This window comes from Leucobacter chromiireducens subsp. solipictus (assembly GCF_016758195.1).
In the GTDB taxonomy this organism is placed as follows: Bacteria; Actinomycetota; Actinomycetes; order Actinomycetales; family Microbacteriaceae; genus Leucobacter; species Leucobacter solipictus.
Window position 1 is genome coordinate 468290 of the sequence record NZ_QYAC01000002.1, and the last position, 14794, is coordinate 483083.

The 14794-nt window shown below is 68.1% G+C and carries 16 protein-coding genes and 2 tRNA genes; 10 read left to right on the top strand and 8 right to left on the bottom strand.

Translation table 11 applies throughout. From position 1 onward, the window contains the following. Positions 1-6: 6 nt before the first annotated feature. Positions 7-600 carry a 5-formyltetrahydrofolate cyclo-ligase gene (locus tag D3230_RS05525; RefSeq protein ID WP_202344002.1) on the bottom strand — a complete coding sequence of 198 codons (594 nt, stop codon included), beginning with the start codon at positions 598-600 and terminating at the stop codon, positions 7-9. A gap of 79 nt (positions 601-679) precedes the next feature. Here D3230_RS05525 and D3230_RS05530 point away from each other — a divergent pair, with 79 nt between their 5' ends. The 4 genes from D3230_RS05530 (at position 680) to D3230_RS05545 (ending at position 3533) form a co-directional block, all read left to right on the top strand. Continuing rightward, a complete protein-coding gene (locus D3230_RS05530) occupies positions 680-1606 on the top strand; it encodes a UTP--glucose-1-phosphate uridylyltransferase (RefSeq protein ID WP_202344003.1) in 927 nt (308 codons plus the stop codon). Between the two features lie 6 nt (positions 1607-1612). Further along, on the top strand, positions 1613-2230 hold the full coding sequence (locus tag D3230_RS05535; RefSeq protein ID WP_202344004.1) for a GNAT family N-acetyltransferase: 618 nt from the start codon (positions 1613-1615) through the stop codon (positions 2228-2230). Positions 2231-2347: 117 nt separating this feature from the next. Next, the gene (locus D3230_RS05540; protein WP_202344005.1) at positions 2348-3391 is read left to right on the top strand and encodes a hypothetical protein; all 1044 of its coding nucleotides are present in this window, start codon (positions 2348-2350) and stop codon (positions 3389-3391) included. 69 nt (positions 3392-3460) lie between these two features. After that, positions 3461-3533: transfer RNA gene (locus D3230_RS05545), tRNA-Ala, on the top strand. A 376-nt stretch (positions 3534-3909) separates the two neighbouring features. Here D3230_RS05545 and D3230_RS05550 read toward each other — a convergent pair. Both D3230_RS05550 and D3230_RS05555 read right to left on the bottom strand, forming a co-directional pair. Then, the gene (locus D3230_RS05550; protein ID WP_202344006.1) at positions 3910-4512 is read right to left on the bottom strand and encodes a TetR/AcrR family transcriptional regulator; all 603 of its coding nucleotides are present in this window, start codon (positions 4510-4512) and stop codon (positions 3910-3912) included. A 105-nt stretch (positions 4513-4617) separates the two neighbouring features. Beyond that, the gene (locus D3230_RS05555; protein WP_202344007.1) at positions 4618-5412 is read right to left on the bottom strand and encodes an SDR family oxidoreductase; all 795 of its coding nucleotides are present in this window, start codon (positions 5410-5412) and stop codon (positions 4618-4620) included. A gap of 110 nt (positions 5413-5522) precedes the next feature. On the opposite strand from D3230_RS05555, the gene D3230_RS05560 reads away from it, so the two are divergent. The 5 genes from D3230_RS05560 to D3230_RS05580 all read left to right on the top strand — a co-directional run bounded on the left by D3230_RS05560 (position 5523) and on the right by D3230_RS05580 (position 9441). Continuing rightward, positions 5523-6461, top strand: a complete 939-nt coding sequence (locus tag D3230_RS05560) for an alpha/beta hydrolase fold domain-containing protein (protein WP_202344008.1) — start codon at positions 5523-5525, stop codon at positions 6459-6461. A 126-nt stretch (positions 6462-6587) separates the two neighbouring features. Next, the gene (locus D3230_RS05565) at positions 6588-6884 is read left to right on the top strand and encodes a hypothetical protein (RefSeq protein ID WP_202344009.1); all 297 of its coding nucleotides are present in this window, start codon (positions 6588-6590) and stop codon (positions 6882-6884) included. Between the two features lie 362 nt (positions 6885-7246). Continuing rightward, a complete protein-coding gene (locus D3230_RS05570; protein ID WP_337249102.1) occupies positions 7247-8263 on the top strand; it encodes a cation diffusion facilitator family transporter in 1017 nt (338 codons plus the stop codon). A gap of 70 nt (positions 8264-8333) precedes the next feature. Beyond that, positions 8334-8732: an ArsR/SmtB family transcription factor gene (locus D3230_RS05575; RefSeq protein WP_202344010.1), complete on the top strand. Its 399-nt coding sequence runs from the start codon at positions 8334-8336 to the stop codon at positions 8730-8732. 88 nt (positions 8733-8820) lie between these two features. Continuing rightward, on the top strand, positions 8821-9441 hold the full coding sequence (locus D3230_RS05580; protein ID WP_202344011.1) for a LysE family transporter: 621 nt from the start codon (positions 8821-8823) through the stop codon (positions 9439-9441). A gap of 87 nt (positions 9442-9528) precedes the next feature. On the opposite strand, the gene D3230_RS05585 is transcribed toward D3230_RS05580, so the two are convergent. Then, positions 9529-9601, bottom strand: a tRNA-Lys gene (locus D3230_RS05585). A gap of 148 nt (positions 9602-9749) precedes the next feature. Between D3230_RS05585 and D3230_RS05590 the strand changes: the two genes are divergently transcribed. After that, complete coding sequence (locus tag D3230_RS05590) at positions 9750-10382, top strand: hypothetical protein (RefSeq protein ID WP_337249103.1); 633 nt, start codon at positions 9750-9752, stop codon at positions 10380-10382. A 181-nt stretch (positions 10383-10563) separates the two neighbouring features. Here the strand turns inward: D3230_RS05590 and pstB are convergent, their stop codons facing one another. From pstB to pstS, 4 genes are all read right to left on the bottom strand, one after another. Further along, positions 10564-11343 (bottom strand): phosphate ABC transporter ATP-binding protein PstB, encoded by a 780-nt coding sequence (gene pstB, locus D3230_RS05595; protein ID WP_202344012.1) that lies wholly within the window; start codon positions 11341-11343, stop codon positions 10564-10566. 40 nt (positions 11344-11383) lie between these two features. After that, entirely contained in the window at positions 11384-12496 is a 1113-nt protein-coding gene (gene pstA / locus D3230_RS05600; protein WP_202344013.1) for a phosphate ABC transporter permease PstA, read from the bottom strand. Next, positions 12496-13434 carry a phosphate ABC transporter permease subunit PstC gene (pstC, locus tag D3230_RS05605; RefSeq protein WP_202344014.1) on the bottom strand — a complete coding sequence of 313 codons (939 nt, stop codon included), beginning with the start codon at positions 13432-13434 and terminating at the stop codon, positions 12496-12498. The genes pstA and pstC overlap by 1 nt, the downstream gene beginning before the upstream one ends. An 83-nt stretch (positions 13435-13517) precedes the next feature. Continuing rightward, a complete protein-coding gene (gene pstS, locus D3230_RS05610; protein ID WP_202344015.1) occupies positions 13518-14621 on the bottom strand; it encodes a phosphate ABC transporter substrate-binding protein PstS in 1104 nt (367 codons plus the stop codon). Between the last annotated feature and the right edge of the window lie 173 nt (positions 14622-14794).

The following is a 14794-nucleotide window of genomic DNA, read 5'->3' on the forward strand; positions in this document are numbered from 1 at the left end:
CCCAGCTTAGCGGGTCTCTATGGGAAAGCGGCGGATGCCGCCCGGAGTGACGGCCCCGGTGACGGGGACATCGTGCGGATCGCGTGGCAGCCGGGGCAGGATCTCCTCGTCGAACACCACGGCGTAGACGGGAGGCACCGGATCCAGCGCGGCGAGGCAACGGTCGTAGTAGCCGAGCCCCCACCCGAGCCGCGTTCCGGAGGCATCCACCGCGCAGGCCGGAATGAGCATGAGGTCCGCCGTCGCGGCCGCTGTGGACGGGAGGCGGGGCCCGACCGGTTCCCGGATCCCGTGTCGCCCAGCCTCGGGGATGCGGGTGCTGTGGCGGGCCCACGCGAGGTTCCGGTCCGCCAGGGAGATGGGTAACAGGACCTCCACGTCGTGATCGAGCGCCCACGCCAGAAACTCCGACGGATCAGGCTCGCCGGCGGTGGGGAGGTAACAGGTGATTCGGCGCGCGCCCGCCTCGGAGACGAGGGCGATCAGCTGCGCGGACAGGGCGGCGGCCGCCCGATCTCGGGTCGCCGCGTCGCGGTCTGCGCGGGCGGCGCGCACCGCCGCGCGGACGTGCCGCTTCTGTGCGTCCGCGTCGCGAGCCATGGCCACAGCCTAGTTGCTACGCAGTGTGCGGGGTGTGCCCAACTTTGCGGAGGCCGCGCGCGATATTAGGCTGGCCTCCATGACTGAATCCCAGCGCGCGCCCCGGCGTGCCGTTACGAAGGCAGTGGTTCCGGCGGCAGGACTCGGAACGCGCTTCCTCCCGGCGACCAAGGCGATGCCCAAGGAGATGCTCCCGATTGTCGACAAGCCGGCAATCCAGTACGTCGTCGAAGAGGCGGCGTCGGCCGGCCTCGGTGACGTCCTCATCATCACCGGGCGCAACAAGGACAATCTCGTCAACCACTTCGACAGCGTTCCCGAGCTCGAGTACTCGCTGGAACGGAAGGGTGACGAGGGGAAGCTGGGCAAGGTCCACGAGGCGAGCGAGCTTGCCGAGGTGTACTTCCTGCGCCAGGGCCAGCCCCTCGGCCTCGGCCACGCGGTGGGCCGCGCGCGCGGTCACGTCGGCGACGAGTCGTTCGCCGTGCTGCTGGGCGACGACCTCATCGATGCGCGTGATTCGCTGCTGGATCGCATGATCGCCGAGCACGACGAACGCGGTGCCACGATCATCGCCCTGATGGAGGTGCCGCAGGAGTCCATCCACCTGTATGGCTGCGCCGCCGTCGAGGCGACCGATGATCCCGAAGTGGTCCGCGTGACCGGGCTCGTGGAGAAGCCGGCTGCCGCTGAGGCGCCCTCGAACCTGGCCGTGATCGGCCGCTACGTGCTGCGCCCCGAGATCTTCGACATCATCGACGATCTCGAGCCCGGCCGCGGCGGAGAGATCCAGCTCACCGACGCCCTGCACCACCTGGCCGAGGGGAAGGGCGAGGCCCCCGTCTACGGCGTCATCTTCCGCGGCCGCCGCTACGATACGGGCGACCGCGCCGACTGGATCAAGGCCAACGTGCTGCTGGGCGTCGACCACCATGAGCTCGGCACGGAGATCTCCGACTGGGTCATCGACTTCGCCGAACAGCTGCGCGCACGCCGCGAGGGATAACCCACCGTGCCCCTCGGCCGCGCGATCGTGGATCCCGGCCCGCTCACCGCGGGCCGGGTCACGCTCCGCGTGGTGCGGGGCCGCGACGCGGAGCCATTGCGCCAGCTCCTGCAACGTAATCGTGGGTGGTTGCGCCGTTGGGAAGCCACCCACCCCTCAGGGCGCAGCATCGAACCGGGGTCGGTCTCGATGCGCCCCACCATTCGCGCGTACCGGCGCCAGCTCACAGCGGGGAGCGGCGTCCCGTTTGTCGTGCTCTACGACGGTGAGGTCGTCGGGCAATTGAGCGTTTCCGAGCTTTCCGGCGGTGCCCTCCAGTCGTCGCAGATCGGGTACTGGGTGTCCGAGCACGTTGCGGGCCGCGGCATCGCGCCCACGGCGGTCGCACTCGCGATCGATTACCTCTTCGGGGCGCTCGGCCTGCACCGGGTCGAAATCTGCATCCGTCCCGAAAACGTTGCGTCGCTGCGCGTCGTCGAGAAGCTCGGCCTGCGACCCGAGGGGCGTCGCGCCGCCTACATTCACATCGACGGTGCCTGGCGGGATCACGAGTGCTTCGTCGCCTTCCGTGGTGAGGGGTCCATGGTGCAACGACTTCACCGCGCGGGCAACTCACACGGCTAGCGGGCCACAGCGCGCGGTGGCGGACACGCCCGAGCCGTCCACACATGCCCGTCCGGGAATCCATCGCGGCGGCGCGCCGGGGGACAGGGGCCGCGGCAACGTCGTACAGTGAAGCACATGACAGGCGGTGTGCTCGGCGGCGGTGTGATCTTTGTGGTCGCGGCGCTCCTGTGGGCCGCCGTGCTCGTACCGGCATGGACTCGCCGCCGCGAGTTCCGTGCCGCAGAGCGGAACGCGATGCGCCTCCAGCGCACGCTCCGGGTCCTCGCGGAAACGGCTGAGGTGCCGCAGGAACTCACCATCGAAGCGACGGCCCGCGAGGCACTCGCCCACGAGAAACTCCTGCGCACCGCCCAGCGTCAGCAGGAGGCGGAACGCGCGGCCGATCTCGCGGAAGCTCGCGCCGCGTCCGTGCGGGCAGAGATCCGCGCCCAGGAGATGCGTCGGCGACAGGCCGCCGCCCAGCGTTCGGCACGGCTCCGTCGGCCCGCCGCTCGCCGCGTTCGTGCGCTCGCGGCCGCAGCCGCGCTCGTGGGGATCCTCGGCTCCCTCGTCGGGATCGGCCTGCTCCTCGCGGGAAGCGGTGCCGGCGTGCTGATCTGCTCGGCGTTGATCGCGCTCGCCTCCGCCGGCGGGCTCGTCCTGCTTGCACCCGGTCGAGTTCGCGTGCAGCCCATCCAGGCGGAGCAGGTTCCCACGACCTCCGCCGCACCCGTCATCGCGTCGCAGGCCGAGCCGGTCGCCACCGGAGAAACCGAGGCCGCCGCCGAGGCGCACGCCGCCGCTCAGCGGGCCGCTGCGGAACGCATCGAGCGTGCACGCTCCCTGGCCCGCAACCGGGCACAGGATCGGGCGGACCAGGCGCGTCCTCAGGAGAACCAGCCAGACTCCATGCTGCTCCGTGAAGCGCGCGAACAGGTGGCCCGGGATCGCGCCGGCACTTCGGCGTCCGTCCCTCCCGCCGACGAGGCACCGGCGAGCCCCGCCGCTGCCCCCGCGCCGCGGGCCCAGGTCAGCGCCCCACGCGCCCCGATGTCCGCCGCCGAGGCGCAGCGCGGTGCCGCAGCCCAGCGACTCCGCGAGATGGGCGTGATCGGGGACACGAGCGAGGGCCTTCCGGATCTCGACGCGGCGCTGCGTCGCCGGCGCAGCGCCGGATAACTGCCCGGCGCAACTCGCAGGCCCCAATTTCGCAGGAACCCCACCCGGCTGCTACGCTATTTCCCACCAGGGTCTGTGGCGCAGTTGGTAGCGCGTCTCGTTCGCAATGAGAAGGTCAGGGGTTCGATTCCCCTCAGATCCACTCCGAAAAGCTCCGCTCGGCGGGGCTTTTCCTCGTTTCGGGGAATCGCTCGGGATGGGGAAACGCTGGCGCGTTTCCGTTGACCATCCCGGGCCCCTCAGATCCACTCCGAAAAGCTCCGCTCCGCGGGGCTTTTCTTCGTTTCGGGGAATCGCTCGGGATGGGGAAACGCTGGCGCGTTCGCTGTGAGCAACCGCCGCCCCTCAGCGTCAAATATTACGGCGAACATTCGAACCTACCCTCGCGGTGTCGCTGGGGAAGATCTTTGATTGAATCCCTGGGCTTCGTGGCAAGGACTGTCCGGACCGACGCCGGAGCACACAGGAGCCATCCCCCGCGTCAGCCTGCGTAGACACGTGTGGTCTCACGCAGACTATTACGAAGCGCCTGCGTGGGGCTCGAGTGCTGCGAGTATCATGTCGCGAAGCGGAGGGAGCAGTTCGTCATAGCTCGCATGTGCCAGCGGGCCGAGAGCTTCCGTCGTGTGGAGCATGAACACGCCGATTGCTGTCGCCTGGACGAGTTGTGCGCGGAGTCTGCTGTCGGGTACGTGGGGCGGGATGAGTTCGTGGATAAGGTCGGCCATCTGGTTGAGGGCGCGGACTCGGGCCTGTTCGGTCTCGGCATTTCCGGATGCGCGCAGCAGCAGGAGGAGAACGTCGCCGCCGGGCAGTCCGGCTGAGGCATCCGTCACTTCGGACGCGATGATCTCGGCCACCGACGTCGGGCTCGCGGCCACGAGTGCGGGCACCTGTGTGGTCGCGAGGGCTTGGGCCAAACACTGTTCGAACAGGCTTTGCTTGGAATTGAAGTAGCGGTTGACAAGTCCCACGCTCACGCCGACGTCGCCAGCGATCTCCCTCAGTGTGGTGTTCACGTACCCTTGGCGGGCGAATCGGCGTGTCGCGGCCGTGAGTAGATCTCGCTTCGTCGCGTGCGCGTCGCGCGACCGGGGTCGTGTCTGGGAGTGTTCGACCATATCGATCCTTCCGCTTCTCGCTTTCCGCGCCGGTCAGCTTCGAGCGTACCGAAGATACTGCCCGAGCTCCCGCGCGGACGGCATCCTCGGTGCGTCTTGACGCCGTCATAAGGTTTCGCGGGACTGTTCATACACCGTGGCCTGGGCACCGCCGTCGATGAAGATGGTCTGTCCAGTGATATGCGTGTTCTCCGCGGAGGCGAGCCAGTCAAGGAGCGCCGCGACGGACTCCGGCTCGGCGGCGCCGTTCAGCGGCATCGGCACGCCTTGGAATGCCGCCGCGCGTCCCTCGGGTGTGGCGAGTGCGGCGGCCATCATCGGGGTGTTGACGACGCCGGGCGCGATCGCATTCAGGGGGATACCGGCACCCGCCCATTCGTCGGAGATCGACTCCCGCCGGATCCATTCAGACAGTGCGCGCTTGCTTGTGGCGTAGATGACGGCGATGGCCTGGGGCGCGTCGAGACCCTGCGCGAGCGTGGCCACCCGCTTCGTAGCGGCTTCCTGGTCCTCCCTGAGGATGGCCTGGAGAAGTTCTTCGTCGAACGGATGCGTCACGGAGAACGAGCTGACGGCGACTGCTCTGGGGGCCGGTGACGATACCAGCAGCGGGCGGAGACCGCGCAGGATATCCACGGCGCCGAAGTAGTTCACCTGCACCGTCACGGGACTGGGCAGCGTAACTCCGGCGACCGCGATGACGGCGTCCAGTCCCCGAGGCGAGAGCTCACGCACGCGCTCAGGAAGCGTGCGGCGGTCCTCGGCGTTGCCGAGATCCGCGATGATGTCGGCTTCACGCAGGTCGATGCCGACCACAGTGTCGCCCTGTGCTTCGAGTCGAGCCTTGAGGGCTCTGCCGATTCCGGACGAGGACCCGGTGATTGTCACGTGCCGCGCCATCGCGACCTCCTCAGTAGTCAAGTGAACGGCTGTTCACATAGTATGTAAACGTAAATATACATGCCGCGGGCCTCCCCAGCATGTCCGCGAACGAGTTGATGGAGACAGAAGTGCCCACACCCCTCACGCTCGACGATGTCCACGAAGACCTTCGGCCCATGTACGCGCGGCCCGTCGCGCTGCCCGCGAGTGTGCTCGGCACCGCGGCCGGCCGCTGGCTGATCAACGCGGCGATGAAGTTCACGTTGCGAGCGGATACCACGGGGGTGTCGATCACGACTCGGCCGACCGGATCGACGATGTCCCGCGTCTACCTTCCCACCGAGGGCGTCCGCGGGACCGGGGCGCTGCTGTTCATCCACGGCGGAGGGTTCGTGATTGGGCGGGCTGCGATGAACGACGCGTTGTGCTGTGAGATCGTGCGACGACTGGGTATCGCGGTAGTGAGCCCGGACTACCGGCTCGCTCCGAAACACCCGTTCCCCACCCCGGTGGACGACTGTCACGAAGCGTGGGAGTGGCTGGTCGCCCACGCCGCCGAACTGGGTGTCGATCCGGAGAGAATCGCCGTCGGAGGGCAGAGCGCCGGGGGTGGGCTGGCTGCGATGCTCGCTCTGAGGCTGCGAACCGCTGCGCGCGTCCGGCCGTCGGCGCAATGGTTGCTGTGCCCGATGCTCGATGACCGTACGGCGGCGAACCGCGAGCTCGACGCGCAAGGCCATTTCGGGTGGACCAACCAGAGCAATCGGATCGGCTGGCGGTCCTTCCTCGCCACACCCGCCGGCGGCCCCGCGGTCCCACTCGGTGCGGTGCCTTCGCGGGAGACCGAGCTTGAGGGACTGCCACCTACCTGGATCGGGGTCGGATCGATCGACCTTTTCCATGACGAGGACGTCGCGTATGCCGAGGCCCTGCGCGCCGCCGGCGTCCCGGCCACGGTCGTCGTGGTCCCCGGAGCCCCGCACGGGTTCGAGCTGGCGGGCGCGGAGGCGGCTGTCGTCCGCAACTACATTGACACGGCGGTCGGCTGGTTGGGTAGCTCGGTGTGAGCACCAAGGAAAGCGGCGGTCCTGGCTCGACACGGGGTGCATCGCCACGAGCGTCCGAAGCATGAACGTCTGCTACTTCTGCGCGAGTGTCGCGATCATCGGCCGGGCCCGCGATACGTTGGCAAGATGACCGGTCCGAAACGCACTCTCGCGCAACGCGTACTGCGCCTCGCCGGTGGCGTCTGGTGCGTATTCGGTGTCTTCGTCGCAGCTTCCGCCCTCTCCCTGCGACTCGATGTTGCGCGGAACGCAGCCTTCGGTGCGGTCGCCGCCGTGATCGGCCTCATTCTGCTGCTGTGGTATCCGCGACGCCATGACCGCACAGCGCTTGCTGTTGGATTCATCGCACTGTTCCTCGGACTGATATTCATCGCCGCCGCGGCCATCCGTGTGTTCTCGGAAGGCTTCGCCGTATTCGGGTGATCACGGGCGACTGCGCCGAGTCTGCGGTCGTGCGCAGCCCGGTTCGGTCACCCTGCTCGTCGCCGCGACACATTTCGAGCTCCTGTTTCGGCGATGTTCTCTCTTCGCCCGGCATCGCCACTTTCGGCCGAGCCGCCGTGCATCCCGCCGAGATGCCAATTGAGCGCCCTCCGCGGACGAGACAGCGAGCGAAATGGCAGTCTCGCGCCCGGGGCCCGGGTGTGCGCACGGCGGGGTGAGGGTCGTGACGGGCAATTCCCCGCAGCCCCACCCACCTCTGGCATAAATCTCTTTTTGTGGCTAACATCGCTATGGGGCGATGAAAGCGAAGCGAAACGATGTTGCGCTGAGAATGAGGAGCAGTGGAATTGGGACTCGGACAGAATCATGATCACGGGGCGGCGACGGCGGGTCAGGGCGGGGTGCAGACGGCCACCGGGGCGTATCGACGCCGCCTGAGTATCGTGCTCGGCATCTACGCGGCGATCGTCGTGGCGCAGGCCATCGGCGCGTTCGTGACGAATAGCCTGGCGCTCATGGCCGAGGCGCTGCACATGACGGTTGACGCGAGCGGGATTCTCATCGCGCTGATCGCGACCTTCCTCGCCACACGGAAAGCCAATACGAAACGCAGCTACGGCATGATGCGCGCGGAGATCGTCGCCGTGCTGATCAACTGCCTGCTCCTGTTCGGCCTGGGCGGGTTCATCCTCTTCGAAGCGGTCGAGCGGTGGTTCAACCCCTCGGATGTCGCCGGCGGCGGGGTCATCATCTTCGCCGTGGTGGGCCTGATCGGAGCCAGTACCTCGCTCGTACTCTTGAGTCGAGGCGCCAAGGAGAGCCTCAACGTGAAGGCGGCGTTCCTGGAAGTGATGAGCGACGGGATCGGGGCGGCTGCCATCATCATCTCCGGAGTCCTCAACCTGCTCTTCGGCTGGAATCAGGGCGACGCGATTGCGGCCGCGGCTATCGGCGTCATCATCCTGCCACGTGCGTTCATGCTCCTCAAACAGGCCATCAACCTCATCATGCAGGGGGTGCCGGCCGACATCGAGCTGCCGGAGGTGCAGCGTGAGATCGAGAACACCCACGGGGTGCAGGATCTCCACAGTCTGCACGTCTGGGGCCTCACCAGCGGCGTGTCCGTGCTGTCCGCGCACATCGTCCCCGATCCGGAGGTGTCACGCGCGGGCAACGACGGGCGCACGCTCGATGCCCTCACCGAGAGTATGCGCGAGAAGTTCGGGATCGAGCACTGCACCTTTCAGTTCGAGAGCGCCGAACACCTGGCGCATGAGGGTGCCATGCACCGCGACCTTGCGGGGCTGACCTCGGCGCCCTCGGTGAGCGGAGGAATGCACGTGGGCCACAGCCACTAGGGCTCGCCGGGGCAGCCATCGTGTGGGGCCTGCCCCGGCGGTGCGGCCCGCGCAGCGTAGGATCGAGGTTATGACGACGAACGCTGAATCGGAGCCGCCGCTCGGGCGTGAACGCGCAGAGCACGTCTCCGCGCTGACCCCCGCTGCGCACCTGTTCCAGAGCTTCAGCGATCCCTCTCGGCTCGTGATCCTGCAGCACCTGCAGCTCGGCGAGCACCGAGTCGTCGATCTGACTCAGCATCTCGGCCTCTCGCAGAGCACGGTGTCCAAGCACCTCGCTTCGCTCAAGGACGCGGGCCTCGTCATGTCTCGGCCCGAGGGGCGGGCGTCGGTCTACTCGCTGCGGCACACGCCGCAGATCCTCGCCCTGTTCGCCGCGGCAGAGCGACTGCTCGAGCTCACGGGCGACATCGTGCAGCTGTGCCCGGTGCACGGCACGGGCGTCGTCGCGCAGCCCGACGAAGCGTAGGGGACACCCGTACTCAACACCCCGGGCGACACACTGCGCGACGCCGCTCCGGGCCGGCCGAGCCGCCGCGCGCGACTACACTGTGCGGGTGACATTTGCGCTCTGGATCTCCCTGCTCACCGCCACGGTGGTCATCAGCCTGACCCCGGGAGCCGGGGCGATCAACACGATGGCCAACTCCCTCACGGTCGGCTGGCGTCGGTCATTCTGGGGGATCGTCGGCCAACAGCTCGCCCTGCTCGCCCACATCCTGATCGTGGCCGCCGGAGTGGGGGTGCTCGTCGCGCAGACCCCGGCGCTATTCAACGCGATCCGCTGGCTGGGCGCCGCATACCTCGTGTACCTCGGCGTGCGCATGATCCTCGCTCGGCCCACGCCGGAGGCCGCCGCGCAGGCACCGACCGAGACGAGGAACTGGGAGCTGTTGCGGCGGGGTTTCTGGGTGAACCTGCTGAATCCGAAGGCGATCGTGTTCTTCCTGGCGTTCTTGCCGCAGTTCATCCGCCCGGCCGAGCCGCTGCTGCCGCAGTACCTGGTGTTGGTGGCGACCGTGGTGGGCGTCGACGTGATCGTGATGTGGGGGTTCTTCGCAGCCGCGGCCAAACCGTTCCGACGCTTCGCCGCGACGGTGCGCGGGCAGCGTACGCTCAACACCGTGTTCGGGATCCTCTTTATCGCCGTGGCAGGTCTGCTGGTGTTCCTGCACTAGGGCGTGGCGGGCTCGAGCGGCCGGGGACCCCAGGAATGAGACATCCCCGGCGCGCGATCAGAAGCCGCGCGCCGAGGACGTGTGCAGTAGGCCCCGCCGGGCTCGAACCGGCGACCCGCGGATTAAAAGTCCGATGCTCTACCAACTGAGCTAGAGGCCCCTACCTCTCTAATCTATCGTGTTTTCCCGGGCGCTCGGTGCACGCGCCGTTCACGCCCCCGGCGTAGACTCGCGGGGTCCGCCACGACACCTGCCCGAGCATCCGCCTCGGCACTTCCCACCGCCACGAAACACCCATCAGGAGATCTGTGACCCGAGAGTACATGCGCCCCGTTCTGCAGCCCGCGACCCAGTTCGACTGGGTGGTGGGCGCTGATGAGGCGGGCACCGCGCACCGTGTCGCCCAGGAGACCTCTTGGGCGCTGCTGGATCGTGTGCGCGGTGGTGCCGACCCTGAGGTGGTGGAGCGCGTCGTGCGTCTCGCGTCCGGGGACGGGCTGCACGACGTCGCGGAGCTTTGGGCCTCGCAGTCGGCGCACGCGCTCGCCGGCGTGCTCTGGCGTCTCTACCTGCTCCGGCGGGTGGTGGACGCGGACCCGGAGGGGGCCGCGGAGCAGTTCCGACGCGGGGCCGAAGCGGCGGCGGCGACGATCGATCCTGTGGTGGCGGGGGCCGCGGATCCGGTGTCCCCCGCGGCGATCGGAGAGCTGTGCGACACGATCCTGCGTGGCGTCTTCGCGGGGGACCTGGGAGCTGCGCTGGATCGGGCTGCGAGCTACTGCCGCGTGATGGCGCTCGGTGCGGCCGAGCTTGCGGACACCCGTGACGACCTCGACGACGCACACGCCGCGGAACTCACGACGCGGGCTCTGCGCTATTCGACGTTCGCGCACGAGCTCCAGGGCGGGGCCCGGCGCTGGCGAGACGGCACCCTCGCGTAGGGTGCCCCGCCGCGTGCCGCGCCCGGCCCGAAGCCGCAGTGACCGGGAAAAGCGACTGCGGTACACTGGAGGTGCCGGGCCGCAGTAACCCCGGGCTCCAATTTTCGCCGCTTCGAGCGGCCTTCCGCCGAGAGGCGTTTCTGCGGCTCGGTATTTCTCTGCCCGGGCGGTGCCGCCGGATCTACCCGAAGCGCCCGGAAACGTAGTCTTCGGTTGCCTGGATCGACGGCGTCGAGAAGATCGTCGAGGTGTCGTCGTACTCGATGAGCTTGCCCGGCTTGCCGGTGCCGGCGATGTTGAAGAAGGCGGTGCGATCCGACACTCGGGAGGCCTGCTGCATGTTGTGCGTCACGATCACGATCGTGTACTCCTTCTTCAGCTGGTCGATGAGGTCCTCGATGGCGAGCGTCGAGATCGGATCCAGCGCGGAGCAGGGCTCGTCCATGAGGAGCACCTCCGGCGACACCGCGATCGCGCGGGCGATGCAGAGACGCTGCTGCTGGCCGCCCGAGAGCCCGGAGCCGGGCTTATCGAGGCGATCCTTGACCTCGTTCCAGAGGTTCGCACCGGAGAGCGACTTTTCGACCAGGTCGTCGGCGTCGCCCTTCGACATCTTGCGATTGTTGAGCTGCACGCCCGCGAGCACGTTCTCACGGATCGACATGGTGGGGAACGGGTTGGGGCGCTGGAACACCATGCCCACCTGACGGCGCACGAGCACCGGGTCGACGCCCGCGCCGTACAGGTCCTCACCGTCGAGCAACACTTCGCCCTCGACGCGCGCGCCGGGGATCGCCTCGTGCATGCGGTTCAGCGTGCGGAGGAAGGTCGACTTGCCACAGCCGGACGGGCCGATGAACGCGGTGACGCTGCGGGGCTCGATGTTCATCGTGACCCCCTCGACTGCGAGGAACTTCGAGTAGTAGACGTTGAGATCGGAGACCTCGATGCGCTTCGACATGCGGTGTGCTTTCCTTTGGCTGCGGGTCTGGGGCGGCGCGTTAGCGGCCGAACTTGGGGGAGAACCACTTCGCGATGAGGCGGGCGAAGAGGTTGAGGGCCATCACGATCAGGATCAGGAGGAGCGCCGCGGCCCAGGCGCGCTCGAGGAACGCGAAGGCCGGGTTGCCCTGATTGGCGAACTGCGTGTACACGTACACGGGGAGGGACTGCATGCGGTCGGAGAACAGGTTGTAGTTCATCGAGGCCGTGAAGCCCGCGGTGATCAGCAGGGGCGCCGTCTCGCCGATGACGCGGGCGATGGAGAGCATGATGCCGGTGGTGATGCCCGCGATCGAGGTCGGGAGTACGATCTTCAGGATCGTGCGCCACTTCGGTACGCCGAGCGCGTAGGAGGCCTCGCGCAGCTCGTTGGGCACGAGGCGCAGCATTTCTTCGCTCGAGCGGACGACCACCGGGATCATCAGCACCGAGAGGGCGACCGCGCCGACGATGCCCATGCGCACGCCGGGGCCGAAGAACACCGCGAACAGGGCGAAGGCGAACAGGCCCGCCACGATCGAGGGAATGCCCGTCATCACATCCACGAGGAAGGTGATGAGTTTCGCGAGCCGGCCGCGGCCGTACTCGACGAGGTAGATAGAGGTCATCAGCCCAAGCGGCACCGAGATGATGGTCGCGGCGAGCGTGATCATCAGCGTGCCCACCATGGCGTGCAGCGCGCCGCCGCCCTCGCCGGTGACGTTGCGCATCGACGAGCTGAAGAACTCCATGTCGAAGCGGGCGATGCCGTTGCTGACGACCGTGATGCCGACGGAGATGAGCGGCACCATCGCGAGGAGGAACGCGCCGGTCACCAGCGCGGTGATGCAGCGGTCGACCGCCTGTCGGCGGCCCTCGACGAAGCCGGAGAGGAGCGAGATCACGAGCACGTAGGCGATCGCCCCGACGAGGATTGCGCCGACCACCGAGAACTCGCTTCCGGATGCCGCGGCGAGCAGGGCGAAGAGCGCGAACGCGCCGACCAGGCTGGCGGCCAGGGTGATCCAGGGGGTGCGGCGCGAGAGCCGGTTCCCGGCGAGGGCGGACCCGGCGTTGACGGGCCGGACGGTGAGTGCCACGGGCGTGCTCCTTGAGGCGTCAGTCTGCAGCATTAGTTGGCCGCCGAGAACTCGGCGCGGCGGCTGATGATCCACCGCGCAAGGGCGTTCACCAGGAAGGTGACCACGAAGAGGATGAGGCCGGTCGCGATGAGCACGTTAATGTTCTCGCCGTAGGCCTCCGGGAACGCGAGCGCGATGTTTGCGGCGATCGTGGAGGGGTTCTCCGAGGTCAGGAGGCGGAAGCTCACGACTCCCGTCGCCGACAGCACCATCGCCACCGCCATGGTCTCGCCGAGCGCGCGGCCGAGGCCGAGCATTGCCGCTGAGATGATGCCGGGACGCCCGAAGGGGAGCACCGCGAGTCGGATCATTTCCCAGCGGGTCGCGCCGAGCGCGAGCGCCGCCTCCTTGTGGAGGACGGGGGCCTGGAGGAAGATCTCGCGGCAGATCGCGGTCATGATCGGGAGAATCATCACGGCGAGCACGAGGGCGGCAGTGAGAATCGTGCGGCCCGTGCCGGTGACCACGCCGCCGAAGAGCGGGATCCACCCGAGGTGGTCATTCAGCCAGGCGTACACGGGCTGGGCCGCCGGGGCGAGCACGCCGATGCCCCAGAGGCCGAACACGACGCTGGGAACGGCCGCGAGGAGATCGACGATGTAGCCCAGCAGCTGCGCGAGCTGGCGCGGCGCATAGTGGGAGATGAACAGGGCGATCCCGATGGCCAGGGGAAGCGCGAGGGCGAGCGCGAGAGCGGCGGCCCACACCGTGCCGAAGACGAGCGGGCCGACGTATGCCCAGAAGTTACTGCTGAGCAGGGATGCGCTGTCCTCCGTCGCCACGAAGGCCGGGAGGCTGCGCACGATCAGGAAGATCGCGACGGCGGCGAGTGTGACGAGGATCATGCTGCCGGCAAACACCGCGGACCGCGAGAAGACGCGATCTCCGAGGCTCAGGACCGGTTTGGAAGGTGCAGAGGCGACAGACACTCAGGCTCCTGGTTTGTGGCGGGTGATGGTGGGTGCGGACCCAGGTGTGGGGTGCGGGAGACCCGCACCCCACACCGTCGGGACTAGCTGATGGCGTCGATCGCCGTCTGGACCTTCGACCGCAGGTCCGCGGAGATCGGCGCGGAGCCGGCGGCGTCCGCGGCGACCTTCTGGCCGTCCTCGCTCACAATGTAGCTGAAGTACTCCTTGACGATCTCGGCGTTTGCCGGATCGGCGTACTCTTCGCAGCCGACGAGGTAGCTCACGAGCACGATCGGGTAGACCCCGTCGGCGCTGGAGGTGCGGTCGAGCTTGATCGCGAGATCGTTCGCCGTGCGTCCCTCTTCAAGCGGCGAGGCGTCAACGATGGCGGCGGCGGCCTCAGGGGAGTACGCGACGTACTCGTCGCCGACCTTGATCTCGACGGTGCCGAGCTCGCCCGCGCGGGACGCATCGGCGTAGCCGATGGTTCCGACACCGTTGGTGACGGCCTCGACAACGCCGGAGGTGCCCTGCGCACCCTCGCCGCCGAACTCGGTCGGCCACGACTCGATGGAGCCGACGGTCCACTCGCTCGGCGCCGCCGCGGCGAGGTAGTCGGTGAAGTTGCCGGTGGTGCCCGACTCATCGGAGCGGTGCACGGCGGTGATGTTCAGATCGGGGAGCGTTGCGCCCTCGTTCTGGGACGCGATCGCGGGATCGTTCCACTTGGTGATCTGGCCCGAGAAGATCTTCGCGACGGTGGGCGCGTCGAGCTTCAGCGAATCGACACCGTCCACGTTGAAGATGAGGGCGATCGGGGAGATGTATGCGGGGAACTCGACGATCCCCGTGTCAGCGGCGCAGCTCGCGAACGGGCCGGCAGTGATCTCCTCGGCCTTGAACGCGCGGTCCGAGCCTGCGAAGGAGCTGGCGCCCTCCTGGAACGTTTCGCGGCCTGCGCCCGAACCGGTCGGGTCGTAGTTCACGGTGACGTCGGCGTTTGCGGTCTGGAACCCGGCAACCCAGGCTTCCTGGGCGGAGCCCTGCGAGGAAGCGCCGGCGCCCACAAGCTCGCCCGAGAGGGAGGACGTGCTGCCGCCTTCGGCCGGGGCGGTGCTGCCCGACTCGTTTGCGGCGCAGGAGGTCAGCGTGAGCGCGGCGAGTCCGCCGATGGCCGCGACCTTGGTCAGTGCTGAGAGCTTCACGTGGGGTGATCCAATCTAAGAGTGGAGTTGAGGTGGCCGTTCCTGGCCACACCACCACGCTAGGTGGGTTGAGTGAAGCGCGGTCTGCCAGTGGGTGAACAGCGGGTGAACGAGAGGCATCGGGGGTGCTGCGAGTTGGCGCGTGTCGGCACCTCCCCGTCACCCCGGGTTCA

Excerpts from the sequence above, each read along its gene's own strand:
- D3230_RS05525 (WP_202344002.1), bottom strand. The coding sequence starts at position 600 with ATGGCTCGCGACGCGGACGCACAGAAGCGGCACGTCCGCGCGGCGGTG.
- D3230_RS05530 (WP_202344003.1), top strand. The coding sequence starts at position 680 with ATGACTGAATCCCAGCGCGCGCCCCGGCGTGCCGTTACGAAGGCAGTG.
- D3230_RS05540 (WP_202344005.1), top strand. The coding sequence starts at position 2,348 with ATGACAGGCGGTGTGCTCGGCGGCGGTGTGATCTTTGTGGTCGCGGCG.
- D3230_RS05550 (WP_202344006.1), bottom strand. The coding sequence starts at position 4,512 with ATGGTCGAACACTCCCAGACACGACCCCGGTCGCGCGACGCGCACGCG.
- D3230_RS05555 (WP_202344007.1), bottom strand. The coding sequence starts at position 5,412 with ATGGCGCGGCACGTGACAATCACCGGGTCCTCGTCCGGAATCGGCAGA.
- D3230_RS05565 (WP_202344009.1), top strand. The coding sequence starts at position 6,588 with ATGACCGGTCCGAAACGCACTCTCGCGCAACGCGTACTGCGCCTCGCC.
- D3230_RS05575 (WP_202344010.1), top strand. The coding sequence starts at position 8,334 with ATGACGACGAACGCTGAATCGGAGCCGCCGCTCGGGCGTGAACGCGCA.
- pstB (WP_202344012.1), bottom strand. The coding sequence starts at position 11,343 with ATGTCGAAGCGCATCGAGGTCTCCGATCTCAACGTCTACTACTCGAAG.
- pstA (WP_202344013.1), bottom strand. The coding sequence starts at position 12,496 with ATGCTGCAGACTGACGCCTCAAGGAGCACGCCCGTGGCACTCACCGTC.